Below are 16,690 nucleotides of genomic sequence, written 5' to 3'. Positions count from 1 at the left end.
ACAACCTGGCCCGGTTCACCCGCCGATCCAAACGCGCCTCCAAAACACTTCAGATGCTCGACGTGACACTTGCCCTGTTCTTCAACCGAAATCTCAAACTGAGTCCAAAGTGAACAGTCCCCCCTTGTGGGGAGGGTGGCATCGAGTTAGTGGCGCTATCTAGCTAGACCCACCGGGTTCACCCTCCCCCTTGTGGGGAGGGAAGGGAGGGGGTGATGAGAGCCACGATGTACAGGCGCTCAAACCCTCAAAAACTGAACTGCCCCTCGACCGGCACATGGTCGCTCGGTTTGTCCCAGCCGCGCACGTCCTTGTGGATGGTCACCCCATCCAGCCGGTCCGCAGCCTGCGGCGACAGCATCAGATGATCGATGCGAATGCCGGCATTGCGGCGCCAGGCTCCGGCCTGAAAATCCCAGAACGTATAGGATGGCTCGTCGGTCACCGCGCGCACTGCGTCGGTCAGCCCCAGATTGCTGAGCCGCCGGAATTTTTCCAGGCTCTCGGGGCGGAACAGCGCATCGCCCCACCAGGCCTCCGGGTCATGCACATCGTTGCGCGTCGGGATCAGGTTGAAATCGCCGAGCAGCACGAAGGGCTCTTCAAAGGCCAGCCGCTCCTCGGTAAAAGCGATCAGACGATCCATCCACCTGAGCTTGTAGGGAAATTTCTCAGTATCGGCCGGATTGCCGTTGGGCAGGTAGATATTGCAGACGCGAATGGCGCCGGTTTCCACCGAGAACACGCCTTCGATCAGCCGCGATTGCTCATCGGCGTCGTCGCCGGGCAGGCCACGATGCACTTCATCGAACGGGATGAGCGACAGGATGGCGACGCCGTTCCAGCTCTTTTGCCCATGGGTTTCCACATTATAGCCCAGCGCCTCGATTTCGGCGCGCGGGAAGGCTTCGTCGACGCTCTTGATTTCCTGCAGGCAGACGATGTCGGGCTTTTCCTGGGCCAGCCAGGTCAGCAGCACTTCCAGCCGCGCCCTGATGCCGTTGATGTTCCACGTCGCAATGCGCATGCTTTGATCTCCCGGGTGATACGAAACTAGCGGCCAATATAGCTCGCGGCAACCGCAGGCCGCTTAAAGCCCCCGGTAAACGTCGTCCCTGATATCGCTGGTGAATTTGCCGTTGCAGCCTTCAGGGGCGGTGTTGCTCATCATTGTGACCGTCAGGCCCTTGGCGAGATCGATGAACCAGCTGTGCCCATAAATGCCACCCCAGTTCAGGGTGCCGATGCTTTGCGGGCTGTTGGCGGCGATGGGATCGACCAGCACGGCGCTGAGAAAGCCGAAGCGCTGGCCGGCGTCGTCGCGGGGCACTTCACCGATCTGGTTGGAGGCAGCGGCCTGGAAGGTTTCGGGCTTGAGCAGTGACGCACCGCCAGCGCGCAGGGTATCGAGGAACTTGAAGATATCGTTAGGGGTGCTGGCCGCGCCGGCTCCCCCCGACTGGAAGGCTTTTTTGTTGAAAATGCGGGCCGGCGAAAAGGAGATAATTCCGCCGTTGTCTTCGGTATAGGGATGATTGTCAGCCATGCGGATCGCACCCGTGGGAGCGTTGGCATAGGGCACCGCCAGCCGGGATATGTCGGTAACGTGAAATGCCGTATCGGCCATCCCGAGCGGCCCGGCAACGTAATGCTGGACGGCCTGTTCCAGCGTGCCGCCAAACACCTTGGACACCACCGCGCCGAGCACATCGATGGCCATGGAGTATTCCCAGGCGGTGCCCGGCTCGTAGTTCAAGTCGCGCGCGGCAAGGCGGGGAAAGTTGGTTTCGAAATCCAGATCAGTATCAGCGAGGCCCCCGGAGATTTCGCTGTCGGGATAGCTGTAGCTCAGGCCTGAAGTGTGGCTCAGCAGGTGGCGAATGCGGATCGTTGCCGTGCGGCCGGCAAACTTTGGCGTAAAGTAGGGCAGGTGATCGGAAACCGCATCATCCAGCCCGAGTTTGCCTTCATCCACCATTGCCAGCGTCGTGACCGCCACGAGCGGCTTGGTCACCGAGGCCAGGCGGAAAATGGTGTCGGGTTTGACCGGCGTTTTGGCCTCGCGGTCGGCATAGCCGGCGGCGCGCTGGTAAACCGTTTTGCCATGCTGCCCGACCCGAATGACGCAGCCGACGATTTTGCTGTCGGCGAGTGCAGCGTCGATAGTGCGGTCGAGGCCCGATTCCAAAGTCATGGTAAAACTCCCTTTTGATCGGGAGCATAGTCAGCGCGTCGGACTTTGTCCCGCTGCCGACCAACAATGTTTTCAGGCTGGCCTAAACCGCGAAGCTAGTACCGCAGCCGCATGACGCCACGGCGTTCGGGTTCTTGATCTGGAACGACTGGCCGATCAGGTCGTCGGAGAAGTCGATTTCGGCGCCGCCCATGAATTCCAGGCTCATCGAATCGATCAGCACTACAGCGCCGTTCTTGGCCAGAACGATATCGTCGCTGGCCGGCTTTTCCTGTACGAGATTGTATTCGTACTGGAACCCGGAACAGCCGCCGCCCGCCACCGAAATGCGCAGTACCGTGCCTTCCGGTTCCTTGGACAGGATGCGCGAGACGCGCTTGGCAGCACGATCGGTCAAAACGACTTCGGACGAGGCGAGGGCAAGATCGGTCATTGGGCTTCCATGGCGTTGAGATAGTGCCATAAGTGTCAGGCTAAAATAGTAACTCTTGCCGGTAAAGAAAAGGGTCTTGTTGTCAGATATGAGTGATCGCGCTCCTTACGCCTCCGATCCCGAGCAATCGCGCGGCCGGCTCTACAGTACCGGCCCCAGCCCGACCCGTTCGGAATATCAGCGTGACCGCGACCGGATCATCCATTCCACGGCGTTTCGCCGCCTGCAGCACAAGACCCAGGTGTTCCTGCATCATGATGGCAAGCACTATCGCAACCGGCTAACCCACACGCTCGAAGTCAGCCAGATTGCGCGCTCAATGGCCCGCGCCTTGCGGCTGGATGAGGATCTGGCCGAGGCCGTGGCGCTATCGCACGATCTGGGCCACACCCCCTTCGGCCATGCCGGGGAGCGGGTGCTGCACGCCAAGATGGCCGGAATGGGCGGGTTCGACCACAATGTGCAGGCGATGCGCGTAGTGACCCGGCTGGAAAACCGCTACGCCGAGCATGATGGGCTCAACCTGACCTGGGAAACGCTGGAAGGCATTCTGAAGCATAACGGTCCGCTGACCAATGCCGATGGCAGCCCGTTCGGCAAGTATGCCAGCGAGGGCCTGCCTGCCGGCGTCAGCGATATTCCGGCCAGCCAGGATTTGCAGATTTCAACCCATGCCAGCCTTGAGGCGCAGACGGCGGCGATTGCCGACGATGTCGCCTACAATGCCCACGATATCGATGATGCACTGCGGGCGGGGTTGATTACCTTGCGCGACATGATCGACGTGCCGTTGGTCGGGCCGATCGTGCGCGAGGTGCTGGAGCTTTATCCCGATATTGCCAGCAACCGGCAGGCCCATGAGGTGCAGCGCCGCCTGATCACCCGCAGCATCGAGGATGTGATTGCCACCACCAGTGCAGAAATTGCAACCAGTGGCGTCAAGACCTCGGACGATGTCCGCCACGCCGGCAAAACACTGGTGCGGTTTTCCAATGCCATGGCCAAGGCCGAGCGCGGTCTGAAGCTGTTCCTGTTTCAGCGCGTCTATCGCCACGATGCGGTGATGGGTCCGGTGCGCCAGAGCGAGGCGGTGGTTGCCGGGCTGTTTGAGCGCTACACCGATACGCTGGATATGCCGGGCCGCTGGGGCATCGATGTTGCCGCCGCACAGGGCGATGTGGCACAGGCCCGGATCATTGCCGACTTCATTGCCGGCATGACCGATCCCTATGCGCTCGACGAGTATGCCCGATTGTTTGACGCTAGGCCCGATTTCCGTTAGTCCCGGCACCTCTTCTACGGTCAGGTATATCATGGACGTTTTCGCCCTCTTCAGCGCGCGCATCACCAATGCGCTCAAAGTGCTCTATCCGCAGGTAAGCGACGAATTGCTGTCGCGCCTCGTGGTCGAGCCGCCGCGCGATCCGGCCCATGGCGATCTGTCCACCAATGCCGCCATGCTGGTCAGCAAGCCGCTGGGCAAGAATCCGCGCGACGTGGCGACGGCGCTGGTTGACGTGTTCAAGAATGACCCGGACGTTGTATCGGTGGAAATCGCTGGTCCGGGCTTCATCAATTTCCGGCTGGCCAATTCGATCTGGCATCAGGTGCTGCGCACCATTGCGGAGCAGGGCGCCGATTTCGGCAAGTCCAATCTGGGCGGCGGCGAAGCCGTCAATATCGAGTATGTCTCGGCCAATCCCACCGGGCCGATGCATGTCGGGCACACCCGCGGCGCGGTGTTCGGCGATACCCTGGCCGCGCTGATGGCCTATTCCGGCTTCGATGTGACGCGGGAATATTACATCAATGACGCCGGCAGCCAGATCAATACCCTGGCGGGGTCAACCCTGTTGCGGTACCGCGAGGCGCTGGGCGAAACCATCGAGATCCCGTCCGGATTTTATCCCGGCGACTATCTGGTCCCGGTGGGGCAGGCGCTTAAGGAAGAGTTTGGCGATAGCCTGTTGGGCAGGCCCGACAGCGAGGTGCTGCCGATCGTCAAGGATCGGGTACTGGCGGCGATGCTGGAACTGATCAAGGCGGATCTGGCCAAGCTTAAGATCCACCACGACTTCTTCTTTTCCGAGCGGCAGTTGCACGGCCCCGGCGGCGATATCGAACTGACGCTGGCCTGGCTGCGCGAGCAGGGCATGGTCTATCAAGGCCGGTTGGAGCCGCCGAAAGGGCAGCTGCCCGAAGACTGGGAAGACCGTGAGCAGACCCTGTTCCGGGCGACCGATTATGGCGACGATACTGATCGGGCGCTGATCAAGTCGGACGGCTCCTATACCTATTTTGCCGCCGACATTGCTTACCACCGCAACAAGTTCCTGCGTGGTTTCAACCACATGGCCATTGTTCTGGGGGCCGATCACTCGGGCTATATCAAGCGGCTGCAGGCGGCGGTGAAAGCGGTGTCGCGCGGCGCAGCCGAAATCGACGTGCGGATTTGCCAGTTGGTGCGGCTGATGCGGAACGGCGAGCCGTTCAAGATGTCCAAGCGCTCTGGTGATCTGGTGACGCTGGCCGATGTGGTGGAAGAAGTCGGCGCCGATGCCGTGCGCTTCATGCTGTGCTACCGCAAGAACGATGCGTCGATGGATTTCGACTTCGCGCTGGTCAAGGAACAGACCCGGGACAACCCCGTATTCTATGTGCAATACGCCCACGCCCGGACCTATTCGATCTTCCGCAATGCGGAAAAGGAGCTGCCGGCGCTGGATTTTGGGCCTAACGCGCTCAAGTCGGCCGAGTTCGAACGCATTGTCACCTCGGCCGAACTGGACCTGGTGCGGGTGCTGGCGGCATGGCCGCGCACGGTGGCTGCGGCGGCGGTTGCGCATGAGCCGCATCGTGTTGCATTCTATGTGCATGAGCTGGCAGCGGCGTTCCACGGCTTCTGGGCCAAGGGCAAGGATGACCCGCAGTTACGATTTGTTAACCAATCCGATCCGAAACTGACGCTGGCCCGACTCGCCCTCGTCGATGCTGTCCGTCAGGTCATTGTTAATGCCCTGGGGATATTGGGGGTCTCCGCACCCGAGGAGCTTTCATAATTCGGGCGCAATAATGTGAAAACTGGCGACAAATGCCCCTTAGGCGTATCGTTTCAGTAACATAGAGGGCGCTGCTTTCATGACGACAGCGAAATCGCAGCAGGTATCCGGCGAAACCGATAGTTCCGATGATCTGATTGCCGAACTGGCCAAGCTGATGGCCCAGGACGCGCATACTGATCGCGGTGCGGCGCCGGTTGCCTCCAAGCCCGCCGATGCGCCCGTTGTACAGCAGGCCGCGCCTGCGCCGGTTGTCCCGCAGTCTCCAACGCCGGTTGTTCGCATTCCCGGGATGAACTTTGGTGGCGCGCCGACGCCGCGGTTTGATTTCAGTGCCCCGGTAGAGCCCATCTTGCCACCTGTGCCAGTTGCTTCTGCGGCGCAAACGCGCGTGCTGTTTGATCCGATTGAAGAAAAGGTCGAGCCGTTCAAGTTCGATTTCGGCATGCCGCCACTGCGCCCCGAGGCACCGGTCAGCCGCCTGGGGTCCGAGGCTCCGCGTGTCGTGGTGCCCGAGACGCCTTCCGTTGCGCCGAGCGCGCCCGCACCGCACGATTCCATTGCCGATCTAATTGCCGCTGAAATGCCCGAAGCCTATGCCCCTGAGCCGACACCGGTTGCGGCTCCGATTGCTGTCGCGCCGGTAGCACAGACGCCAGCGCCGCAGCCCTCGCCTGAACCCGCCCCACGCGAGGATCAACCGGTTGATCGGCCGGTGGTGCGCAGCTGGACGCCAACGCAGGTGAACTCGCCGCGTCCCGCCAATGGGGCGCTGGTTGGCCGCGCCAATGTGCGTGCCGTTAATCTGACGCCGGTTGCCCGAGCGCCGGTGCAGCGGGATGTTCCCGCCGCGCCCGCCGTCAAGATGGCGCCAGCCCCGGTTGTAGCGCCCGAGTCGATGGCAGAGCAGCCCGTGGTGGATGACAATTTCAATATCGCGCCGATCTTCGGGCTTGGCGGCCCACAGCGCGTCGTTGCCCCCGTCGCGCCTGAGCCGACCGTCGCGCCCGAACCGGAGGCCTATGACCCGGTCCGTCTGCCGCAAGAGCCGATGGCTTACGAACCACCGCGCATGCAGCGGGACGAGTTTTCGGGCACCGATCCGATCGATGAGATCGAGAGCCTGATCGGGCAGGCCGTGCGGGTCGATTTGGATCAGCGCGCCGCTCGTCCGGTCGCCAGCCCGGCATTGCGCAGCCTTGCCGAGCCAGAGGTCGCCCGTCCCGTTCCGGCAATGTCGCCCGATGACCTCGCTATGGACGATCCCGTGCTGGAAGCCGTCAGGGCCTCCGGCGCTCAGGTCGGATGGGCCGAGCCGGCGCAGGCCGATGATGAATCACCGGCGGTGCAACGGCGCGGACGGCGCGAGAAGCGCTCCTCCAGTGGCGCATTCCGCGCCATTGCCGGTCCGTTGGTGGCAATGTCGCTGCTGCTGGTCGCGGGCCTCGGCCTCTATTGGGTGCTCGGGCTGGGCGGCCGCACCGACGGTGTGGTGCCAAAGCTGGTTGCCGATGCTGCGCCGATCAAGCAGACTCCGGTGGCCAAGCCGGTGGTGGATGACACCAAGCAATCGGTGGTGTTCAATGAAATCGATGGCACGGCGAACGGCAGCCAAGAGCAACTGCTGTCGCGTGATCAGGCCGATGTCGGTGAAGTCACCCAGGTGGCGCCAGCGCCAACCAATGATGACGGCCTTGCCAATCGCAAGGTGCGTACAGTGACCGTGCGTCCGGATGGCACGATTGTCAGCGGTGATGAAGCCGTCGCCGGCACTGCCATCCTGCCGGTCGATCGCCCTAATGTGCCTGCCGTTCCGGGTGCTGAAACAGCCTCGCCGGAGCTGCTGGCGGCGGCTGCAAACCCTGTTATTGCGACCCCGGTCACTGCTACACCGGTCGCGGCAGCGCCAGTTGCCGCGACGACGACCCCGGTTGTGCCGGGTTCGACCGTAGCTGCGGTTGATACTGCCGGTTTGCCGATTGCCGGCAAGACCGCTCCGGTGCCAATGGTGCGTCCGGCTACGTTCAAGAATACCAATGTTGACCTGCCGGCGGCGACTGTCGACACCGCGCCGTTGAGCGCGACCAACGCCACGGCGGTTGCCAATGGCGCGCTGCCCAAGCCCGCTCCGGTGGCGGCTGCTGCCAGTGCGGCGAGTGATGCGCCAATTCCGCTGGCACAGGCCCTGGCCGCCCAGCCATCGACCAGCACGGTTGCGTCGAACCCGGCCCTCACGCCAGCCAATGGCGGCAATGCCCCGGCCTATGTGCAATTGTCGTCACAGCGGTCGCAAGCGGATGCCCAGGCCTCGGCAGCAGCGATCCAGTCGCGCTTTGGCAGCCTGTTTGGCGGCGTGTCGCCGGAAATCCAGCGCATCGATCTTGGCGCCAAGGGGATTTTCTTCCGCGTGCGCATCCCTGCACAGTCCCGGCAGGATGCAGCCGCGTTGTGCAGCAGTGTCAAGGCCAATGGCGGCGATTGCTTCGCGCTCTAGCTGTCTGATCGCCAGCATTGCCGCTTGACGCCCTTGGGTTGAAAACGCCAAGGTTTGGCGTGATTTCTCCTGAAGTGGCTATTGCGGCAATGACGAGCGTTCCGGCAGATTGGTTCGATGTGCCGCAGGCTGTGGCCGACGATGACGTCATGTATGTCGATGTCGCCGGCTATGAGGGCCCGCTCGATCTGCTGCTCGATCTGGCGCGGCGGCAAAAGGTCGATCTCGCCGCCATTTCGGTGCTGGCGCTGGCCGAACAGTATCTGAGCTTTATCGAAACCATCCGCGAAAAGCGCATCGAAATCGCCGCCGACTATCTGGTGATGGCGGCCTGGTTGGCTTATCTGAAAAGCCGGCTGATGGTGCCGCAGGCCGCCGATGACGATGAACCGTCCGGCGAGATGATGGCCGCGATGTTGCAATTCCGGCTCAAGCGCCTGGAAGCCATGCGCCGGTCTGCCAGCCAGTTGATGAACCGGCCCCGTCTCGGATTTCAGGTCTATGCCCGTGGCGCGCCGGAGCCGATTGTGGTGGATCGCCAGAACATCTGGGAAGCCACGCTGTTTGATCTGCTCAAGGCCTATTCGACCAATCGCGAACGCGGCATTTCGACCGATTACACCCCGATCCAGCGCACTGTCTGGTCGCTGCAGGATGCGCGCGACATCCTGGTGCGGCTGATTGGCGACAGTTTTGACTGGGTGCCGATGGACCAGTACCTGGCCGATTATCTCTCCACACCCGCCGAGCGCGCCACTGTCCGTGCTTCGAGCTTTTCCGCCAGCCTCGAACTGGTGCGGCAGGGCAAGATCGATCTGCGCCAGAGCGAGGCGTTTGCGCCGCTGCTGATGCGCCGCCGCAAGAGCGATGGTGGCAACGCGTGAGCGATAACGATGACGACCGCACCGAGATTGCCGAACGCAATCTGCGCATTCTGGAGGCGCTGCTGTTTGCCTCCAGCGAGCCGCTGGGGCCTGAACAACTGGCGAGCTATCTGGGCGAGGGTGCCAATGTGCAGGCGCTGCTCGGCCTGTTGTCGGCGCGTTATGCCGGGCGTGGGGTCAATCTGGTGCAGCGTGGCAGCAAGTGGGCGTTCCGCACCGCCGAAGACCTCGGCTTTTTGTTGCGCCGCGAGGAGCACGAAACCAAGCCACTGTCGCGCCCGGCGCTGGAAACGCTTTCCATCATCGCTTATCACCAGCCGGCGACGCGCGCCGAAATCCAGGAAGTGCGCGGCGTTGAAACCGGCAAGGGCACCATCGATATATTGATGGAAGCGGGCTGGGTGCGGATGCGTGGCCGCCGCCGCACGCCGGGCCGCCCGGTGACGTATGGCACCACGGATGGGTTTCTCGACCATTTCGGCCTGGAAAGCCTGGGTGACTTGCCGGGGCTGGAAGAACTCAAGGGGGCAGGGCTGCTCTCTGGTCGCCCGCCGGCCTCGATGCAGATCCCGCTGCCGTTCGATGGTGGCCTGCGCGACGATGAAGACCCGCTCGAGCCCGATGACCTGGGCTTGAGCGATGATACGGAAGACAGTTCAGAGCCATGAGTGTGAGTGAAGCGCGCAATGAATTGAGCGGCTGGGGCGCCCGTGGCACCTCCGGCGTCAGCTTCGCATCGGCGCTCAAGTTCGAAGCGGTCGATGTCGTGCTGGGTGGCCGTGTCGTGCTCGACACGTTCGACCTGCAGCTCAATCCGGGCGAGATCGTCTGCTTGCTTGGCGAATCCGGCTCCGGCAAATCCACCGCCCTGCGCGTGGCGGCGGGCATCCAGCCAGTCCATGGCGGCACGGTGCGGATCAACGATCAGATCGTTTCCGCGCCCCATAAGACCACGCCGCCCGACAAGCGCGGCATCGGCCTGATGTTTCAGGATTTTGCGCTGTTTCCGCATTTGAGCGTGCTGCAGAACGTCTGTTTCGGCCTCAAGGGTCTGGGCAAGACCGCCGCTTTGGCACAAGGCCGTGCTGCCCTGAAACGCGTCGGGCTGCAGGAGCGCGAGGATGACTATCCGCACCGGCTGTCCGGCGGCCAGCAGCAGCGGCTGGCGCTGGCCCGCAGCGTGGCGCCGCGTCCCGGCCTGCTGCTGCTCGATGAACCATTCTCCAGCCTCGATGCGCGGCTGCGTGAAACTGTGCGCACGGAAACCCTGGCGGTGCTGCGCGAAACCCATGCCACCAGCCTGATCGTCACTCACGACCCCGAAGAGGCCATGGTGCTGGGTGATCGGGTGGCGCTGCTGCGCCATGGCCGCATCGCCCAGATCGGCACGGCGGCGGAAGTGTATCGCAACCCGGTCGATCTTAGCGCCGCGCGGTTTTTCTCGCCGCTGAGCGAAATCGACTCGGTGGTCGACAATGGCTTTGCGCCAACCCCGCTGGGACCGGTGGCGACGCCCGGCTTTGCCGATGGCGCCAAAGTCACAGTCGCCATCAGACCCGCAGGGGGCGTCGAAATAGCGCAGCAGGGGCCGGGGGTATTGGGGCGTATCGTCAGCAAGCGCGACGCCATCGGTGTCGATATCTGTGAGGTCAAAGTGAACGGCATCGAAAGCCCGGTCGGGGTGCGGCAGCGCACCAATGTGGCGCTCTTTGTCGGGCAGGAAGTATTCCTTGCGCTCAACCCGGAACACGTTCTTGTGTTTGGGCGCGATTAAACCTATTTCTCAGGCTAATTACCGCGTGTAACGCGTTCGAACCAATCTGAAGGAGCCTAAAATGCACGCGCCAGGAATTTGGGGCATTCTCGTCGTCGCCGTTGTCGTCGTTCTGCTGTTCGGTCGGGGTAAGATCTCCGGCGTGATGGGCGAAGTGGCAACCGGTATCAAGGCCTTCCAGAAGGGCATGAAGGACGACGACAAGCCTGCCGACATCAACACCGCGTCGACCATCGACGCCCGCGAAGTCGACAAGAGCAAAGACGCCTAATAGCGTCTTTCGCATATAGCGGCGGTCGACGCCGTCGTCAGGCTGCATTCGGAGTCTGTTTGGTCGCGTTTCCGAACCGCAAAAGTGGTGTCCACTTTTGCTGGCAACGCTCTAAGGGAATTGCTCTATGCTCGGTTTCGGCTGGACTGAGATGCTGGTCATTGGCGTCGTGGCGCTGATTGTCATCGGTCCGAAAGATTTGCCCGTCGTCATGGCGCGCGTTGGCAAAATTGTTGGCCAGATCAGGCGCATGGGCAGCGAGTTCCAGCGCGAAATCAACAAGACCACCGGTCTGAATGAAATCCGCAATCTGCGCAGTTCGATCACCGAGCCATTGCGCAAGACCACCGAGGAAATCCGCAAGGAATTCAACACGCTGACCTCGACCGGGGTACAGCCGTCGGGCGTCATCAAACCGACCAATCCCAAGGTTGAAAGCGTCGTCGACGAAATCAAGGCCGCTGCTGGCATTGCCGCGCCAGTTGCTGCGGCGACGGTGGCCTCGCCGGTGATGGCGGCCAAGCCAAAGCGTGCCGCCAAAGCCAAGGCAGTTCCCGCGAGCACGGTGACGACCACCGAGTTGCAGCCGGTTTCCGCCACGGTGCCCGCGCCAGTCCTTGCGGCGAGGCCTGCCGCCAGGAAAGCTGCCGCACCGATAACGCCCGCCAAGTCAGTGAAGGCCCCCGCGAAAAAGGCCGTCGATATGGCCCCGGCTGCCGCCAAACCGGCACCGAAGAAGGCTGCTGCACCGGTCGCAACCGCTGCCGTCAAAAAGCCGGCGGCCAAGAAGCCTGTAGCCAAAAAACCTGACGTGAAGACCGGGGACGCATGATCATGGTCGATGCACCCCAGATCGAAGACAAATCCGGCGAACCCAAGGATGAGCTGGCTGGCAGCGAGGCGCCGCTGCTCGAACATCTGATCGAGCTGCGCAAGCGGCTGATCTATTCGGCGGCAACGCTGGTGGTGTTGATGGTTGTGGCCTTCATTTTTGCCGGCAATATCTATGATTTCCTGCTGCAGCCCTATCTCAGGGCCGTGCCCAACGCGCAGTTGATCTCGACCGCGCCGCAAGAGCAGTTCTTCACTTATATGAATGTGGCGCTGTTCACGGCGATCTTCCTCGGTTTCCCGATGATTGCCACCCAGCTCTATATGTTCGTGGCGCCGGGCCTCTACAAGCACGAGCGCAAGGCGTTCCTGCCATACCTGGTGGCGACGCCGGTGCTGTTCTTCCTCGGCGGATGCCTGGTTTATTTCGCCGTGCTGCCGATGGCGCTGCATTTCTTTGCCAGCATGCAGACCGACAACATCAAACTGCTGGTCAGCGTTTCGGAATATCTGGGCTTTGCCATGACGCTGATCCTGGCGTTCGGCGTCTGCTTCCAGTTGCCGGTGGTGCTGACGCTGTTGGCGCAGATCGATCTGGTCGGCGTCGAGACGCTCAAGGCCGGTCGCAAATACGCCATTGTCGGCATCCTGATCTTTGCCGCCATCATCACGCCGCCCGATCCGATCTCGCAGATCGGCCTCGCGATCCCGATGTACCTGCTCTACGAGCTGTCAATCATCTCCGTTCGCCTGGTCGAACGCCGCCGCGCCGCCGCTCTGGCCAAGCAGGAAGCGGAATTGATGAAGTAGGGGCTTACTTTCCCCAACTTGAGGGGCAGATGCTTCACTCCAGGCAAGCCCCACCTACGGTGTCATTTCGGCCTGCGCCGGAATGACATCGAGTTTGGGGGGGATTGCGGCGACGCGCTCCCGCCCTTAGACAAGCTCAACATCGACCACACCAGCCAGAGGCGGGGTTTGCACCCCGGCGCAGCATGTTCGACATCAAATGGATCCGTGCCAATGCCGAAACCTTCGACCGGGCTGTTGCCCGCCGCAAGGGCGTATCGGTGCGGTCGGCGGATCTGCTGGCCATCGATGACAGGCGCCGCGATATCATCCTGCGCCTCAACGAAGCGCAGGAAAAGCGCAATGCGCTGTCCAAGCAGATCGGCCAGGCCAAGGCGCAAAAGGATGAAGCCAGGGCCGCCGCGCTGATGGCCGAAGTCGCCAGCCTCAAGGAAAGCATTCCACAAGGCGAAGCGCAGGAACGCGAGATCGAACTCGAACTGCGCAACGCGCTGTCGGTCATCCCCAATCTGGTGTTCGACGATATTCCCGATGGCGTCGATGAACACGGCAATGTCGAATATTTCGGCCGCAACGGCAGTGCCGAAACCGCCGCCAAGGTCCGTGCCCCCAAGCCGGTGCTGTCGTTTGCCCCCAAGGAGCATTACGAGATCGGCGAAGCCATGGGCCAGATGGATTTCGAAGTCGCCGCCAAACTCTCCGGCAGCCGCTTCGTCGTGCTCAAGGGGCAGGTGGCTCGATTGGAGCGTGCCTTGGGTCAGTTCATGCTGGACCTGCACACGACCGAGCATGGCTATCTCGAAGTGCAGCCGCCATTGCTGGTGAAGGATGATGCGCTGTTCGGCACCAACCAGTTGCCCAAGTTCGAGGACGATCTGTTCTTTACGCCGCATGGCGAAAGCCGGCTGGCGCTGATCCCAACCGCCGAAGTGCCGCTGACCAATATGGTTCGTGAAGCGCTGCTGGAGGAAAAAGAACTCCCACTCCGCTTCACCGCGCTGACCCCATGCTTCCGCTCTGAAGCCGGTTCCGCTGGCCGCGATACGCGCGGCATGTTGCGCCAGCATCAGTTCAACAAGGTCGAGATGGTGTCGATTACCACGCCCGAAACTTCGATCGACGAGCATGAGCGGATGCTGGGTTGCGCCGAAACGGTGCTGCAGCGCCTCGGCCTGCATTATCGGGTCATGGACCTGTGTACCGGCGATATCGGCTTTGGCGCCAGGCGCACCTATGATCTCGAAGTGTGGCTGCCGGGGCAGGACACCTATCGCGAGATTTCCTCGGTCTCGGTCTGCGGCGATTTCCAGGCGCGCCGCATGGATGCGCGTTATCGCCCCGCTGGCGAAAAGCAGGCGCCGCGCTTCGTGCATACGCTCAACGGCTCGGGCACGGCGGTTGGCCGCTGCCTGATCGCGGTGATGGAAAACTACCAGCAGGAAGACGGCTCGGTGCTGATCCCTGACGTGCTCAAGCCCTATATGGGCGGCCTGACCTCGATCGGTGGTCGCGGGTGAGCCTGCGCGTCCTCATCACCAATGATGATGGCATTGACGCGCCCGGCCTCGAAGTCATTCGCCAGATCGCCCTTGGGCTGACCGAGGACGTCTGGGTGGTGGCCCCCGATGGCAACCAGAGCGGGGCAGGGCATCGGTTTACCCTCGGCCGCGAACTGTCGTTTGACCAGCGCGGCCCGCAGACCTTTGCCGTGGTCGGCGGTTCGCCCGCCGATTGCGTGGTGGCCGGCTACACCCACCTGCTGGGCGGCAAGGCTCCCGATCTGGTGCTGTCCGGCGTCAATCAGGGCCAGAACCTGGGCGACCTGATCAATTGCTCGGGCACCGTGGCCGGGGCGCGCGAAGCCGCCTTGCAGGGCGCATTGGGCATCGGCATGAGCCAGTCGATCGATTTCCAGCGCGGCCATGGCGTCGACTGGACCAATTCGATCCGCCACGGCCTGTCGGTCGTGCGCACCATCCTCGCTCAGGCCCAAGGTCACGCGGTCTATTACAACGTCAACTTCCCGAACTGTCCGCCCGACGATGTCGCCGGTATTCAGGTGGTTCCGCACCAGCGGTTTTCGCGCTCGGTGTTCCGCTATTACCCCAGCGACAACGCCGGCAAGTTCTTTATCGCCATCCCCGAAACGCCGCTGCCGCTCGATCCCGCCCACGATTTCGAAGTGCTGCGCCGCGATGGCGCCATCACCGTAACGCCACTGGCGCTCGCCCAGACCGACATGAGCACACTGGCGCGGCTACAGGGTAAGCTGACGCTTTAGCGGCTTCTGCCTTCCCTCGCCCCTTAAGGGAGAGGGACAGATTTTCTGCGTCCAGCAGAAAATCAGGGTGAGGGGTTGCTTCCGCATGCACCGCCGCTGAAGCAAGAAACCCCTCATCCGTCGCTGCGCGCCACCTTCTCCCTCAAGGGGAGAAGGGAAGATCGGCGCGCTGCGCCCTTAACCTTACCCAATCCAGAATCCCTGCCGTCAGCTTTTGCGCAAATCGCAGCGGCCTTAAACTCGTCTTTACCTTACGCGCCTAAATTCAATCTTGTGTTGAGTACCTGCGTACGAGTGTCCCTATGAGTATCCGCGTATCCCGTCGGGCGCAAAAGAGCGCTCTTGCGATTGCAGGCGTTATGGTCAGTGCCGTAGCGCTTTCAGGTTGTACCGCGCTGGGTAGCCGTGCGTTCGGTGATCCCACCGTGACCGGCTCCACTGCCCAGTCTTCTCCCGGAAATATCAACCAGCCGATGCCGGCCGGCCTTGGTGCTCCGGGGATGCAGACCGCAGAAGCCCAGTTCCTGCCACCAGCCAATGTCGGCTATGGCGCGCCAACGGCTTATCCGGCAGCGCAGCCTGGTTATATGACGCCAATGGCTCCCATGGCGGGCGGTTCGCCCACCGTATCCTCGCAAGACCTTCCAGTCCTCAATTCATCTCCAATGGGATCACAGCAAGCCATGCCCGCTCAGCAGAACCTTGCCCCGGCAGCCGTCACGCCCCGGACAGCCGCTCTGGGCAGCCTTCCAACCAATCTTTCGACGCCAACCATGGTGCCTGTTTCGCCTCTGGCCACTGCCGCAGCGGCCCCGGCCGGTGGCAATGTCTACAAGCACACCATTGCCGGCGGCGAGTCGCTCTATACCATCGCCCGCAAATACGATGTGACCACCCAGTCCATCGTGCAGGCCAATGGCATGTCGTCCCCCGACAAGATCGTGGTCGGCCAGTCGATCATCATTCCGGGTCGTGCCGATCTGCTGGCCAAGTCCGCCGCGCCGCAGGTTGCCAGCGCTGGGAACGCTCCGATGCCAGCCCAGCACACAGCTGGAACACTGCCCGCCGCACCCCAGCTGGCCACTGCGCCCAAGCCGCTGGCTGCACCCGTCGCTGCTCCAGTACGGGTGGCAACGGCTCCCGCTGTTGCTCCACAGGCCGCACCTGCCTCCGACAAGTTCCGCTGGCCGGTCAGCGGCCGCGTGATCACCGATTTCGCCGCCTCCAAGGCCACCGGCATCAATATCGAAGCGGCCGAAGGCGCCACCGTCAAGGCCGCCGATAATGGCACCGTGATCTATGTCGGCTCTGGCGTTGAAGGCTATGGCAACCTGATCCTGATCCGCCATGCCAACGGCTATGTCTCGGCCTATGCGCATCTGAAATCGATGAGCGTTGCCAAGGGCGCGGTTGTCGGTCGCGGCGATCCGATCGGCGCTGCCGGCATGACCGGGTCGGTCAGCAAGCCACAACTGCACTTCGAGCTGCGCAAGGGCGCGACCCCGGTTGATCCGGTGCCGCTGCTGGCCGGCTAAACGACTAACGAGGCCACTCGTGGAAACCCCCGCTCCGGCGGGGGTTTTTGTTTCTTCTCTTCTACCCTCTCCCCTTGAGGGACTTGGAGGTAGTGGCGCAGCCACAAACCGCTCCAGCGGAGCG

15 protein-coding genes are annotated in these 16,690 nt (G+C 62.4%); 12 read left to right on the top strand and 3 right to left on the bottom strand.

The window, feature by feature from the left end; translation table 11 throughout:
• Positions 1 to 247: 247 nt before the first annotated feature.
• From xth to erpA, 3 genes are all read right to left on the bottom strand, one after another.
• Positions 248 to 1,027, bottom strand: a complete 780-nt coding sequence (gene xth, locus ABIT12_RS09310; RefSeq protein ID WP_348046289.1) for an exodeoxyribonuclease III — start codon at positions 1,025 to 1,027, stop codon at positions 248 to 250.
• A 63-nt stretch (positions 1,028 to 1,090) separates the two neighbouring features.
• The gene (locus ABIT12_RS09305; protein ID WP_348046287.1) at positions 1,091 to 2,194 is read right to left on the bottom strand and encodes a serine hydrolase domain-containing protein; all 1,104 of its coding nucleotides are present in this window, start codon (positions 2,192 to 2,194) and stop codon (positions 1,091 to 1,093) included.
• Between the two features lie 82 nt (positions 2,195 to 2,276).
• Positions 2,277 to 2,627, bottom strand: a complete 351-nt coding sequence (gene erpA, locus ABIT12_RS09300) for an iron-sulfur cluster insertion protein ErpA (RefSeq protein ID WP_348046285.1) — start codon at positions 2,625 to 2,627, stop codon at positions 2,277 to 2,279.
• Positions 2,628 to 2,715: 88 nt separating this feature from the next.
• Here erpA and ABIT12_RS09295 point away from each other — a divergent pair, with 88 nt between their 5' ends.
• The 12 genes from ABIT12_RS09295 (at position 2,716) to ABIT12_RS09240 (ending at position 16,566) form a co-directional block, all read left to right on the top strand.
• On the top strand, positions 2,716 to 3,909 hold the full coding sequence (locus ABIT12_RS09295; protein WP_348046283.1) for a deoxyguanosinetriphosphate triphosphohydrolase: 1,194 nt from the start codon (positions 2,716 to 2,718) through the stop codon (positions 3,907 to 3,909).
• Between the two features lie 31 nt (positions 3,910 to 3,940).
• Positions 3,941 to 5,686, top strand: a complete 1,746-nt coding sequence (gene argS / locus ABIT12_RS09290; protein WP_348046281.1) for an arginine--tRNA ligase — start codon at positions 3,941 to 3,943, stop codon at positions 5,684 to 5,686.
• Positions 5,687 to 5,765: 79 nt separating this feature from the next.
• Positions 5,766 to 8,180, top strand: coding sequence for an SPOR domain-containing protein (locus tag ABIT12_RS09285; RefSeq protein WP_348046278.1), 2,415 nt, complete (start codon positions 5,766 to 5,768; stop codon positions 8,178 to 8,180).
• 89 nt (positions 8,181 to 8,269) lie between these two features.
• The gene (locus ABIT12_RS09280; protein WP_348046276.1) at positions 8,270 to 9,064 is read left to right on the top strand and encodes a ScpA family protein; all 795 of its coding nucleotides are present in this window, start codon (positions 8,270 to 8,272) and stop codon (positions 9,062 to 9,064) included.
• Entirely contained in the window at positions 9,061 to 9,732 is a 672-nt protein-coding gene (gene scpB, locus ABIT12_RS09275) for an SMC-Scp complex subunit ScpB (RefSeq protein ID WP_348046274.1), read from the top strand. Before ABIT12_RS09280 ends, scpB begins: the two co-directional genes overlap by 4 nt.
• Positions 9,729 to 10,838 carry an ABC transporter ATP-binding protein gene (locus tag ABIT12_RS09270; protein WP_348046272.1) on the top strand — a complete coding sequence of 370 codons (1,110 nt, stop codon included), beginning with the start codon at positions 9,729 to 9,731 and terminating at the stop codon, positions 10,836 to 10,838. Before scpB ends, ABIT12_RS09270 begins: the two co-directional genes overlap by 4 nt.
• A gap of 61 nt (positions 10,839 to 10,899) precedes the next feature.
• Complete coding sequence (gene tatA, locus ABIT12_RS09265) at positions 10,900 to 11,109, top strand: twin-arginine translocase TatA/TatE family subunit (RefSeq protein WP_348046270.1); 210 nt, start codon at positions 10,900 to 10,902, stop codon at positions 11,107 to 11,109.
• A 127-nt stretch (positions 11,110 to 11,236) separates the two neighbouring features.
• Positions 11,237 to 11,941, top strand: coding sequence for a Sec-independent protein translocase protein TatB (gene tatB, locus ABIT12_RS09260; protein WP_348046268.1), 705 nt, complete (start codon positions 11,237 to 11,239; stop codon positions 11,939 to 11,941).
• 2 nt (positions 11,942 to 11,943) lie between these two features.
• A complete protein-coding gene (gene tatC, locus ABIT12_RS09255) occupies positions 11,944 to 12,750 on the top strand; it encodes a twin-arginine translocase subunit TatC (RefSeq protein WP_348046266.1) in 807 nt (268 codons plus the stop codon).
• A gap of 185 nt (positions 12,751 to 12,935) precedes the next feature.
• Entirely contained in the window at positions 12,936 to 14,267 is a 1,332-nt protein-coding gene (gene serS / locus ABIT12_RS09250; protein WP_348046264.1) for a serine--tRNA ligase, read from the top strand.
• Entirely contained in the window at positions 14,264 to 15,031 is a 768-nt protein-coding gene (gene surE / locus ABIT12_RS09245; RefSeq protein WP_348046262.1) for a 5'/3'-nucleotidase SurE, read from the top strand. The genes serS and surE overlap by 4 nt, the downstream gene beginning before the upstream one ends.
• A 302-nt stretch (positions 15,032 to 15,333) precedes the next feature.
• Entirely contained in the window at positions 15,334 to 16,566 is a 1,233-nt protein-coding gene (locus tag ABIT12_RS09240; protein WP_348046260.1) for a peptidoglycan DD-metalloendopeptidase family protein, read from the top strand.
• Positions 16,567 to 16,690: the final 124 nt, after the last annotated feature.

Origin of the sequence: Devosia sp. (assembly GCF_039927955.1) — a bacterium.
GTDB lineage: Bacteria > Pseudomonadota > Alphaproteobacteria > Rhizobiales > Devosiaceae > Devosia.
This window is presented reverse-complemented; position numbering and strand designations above follow the sequence as displayed.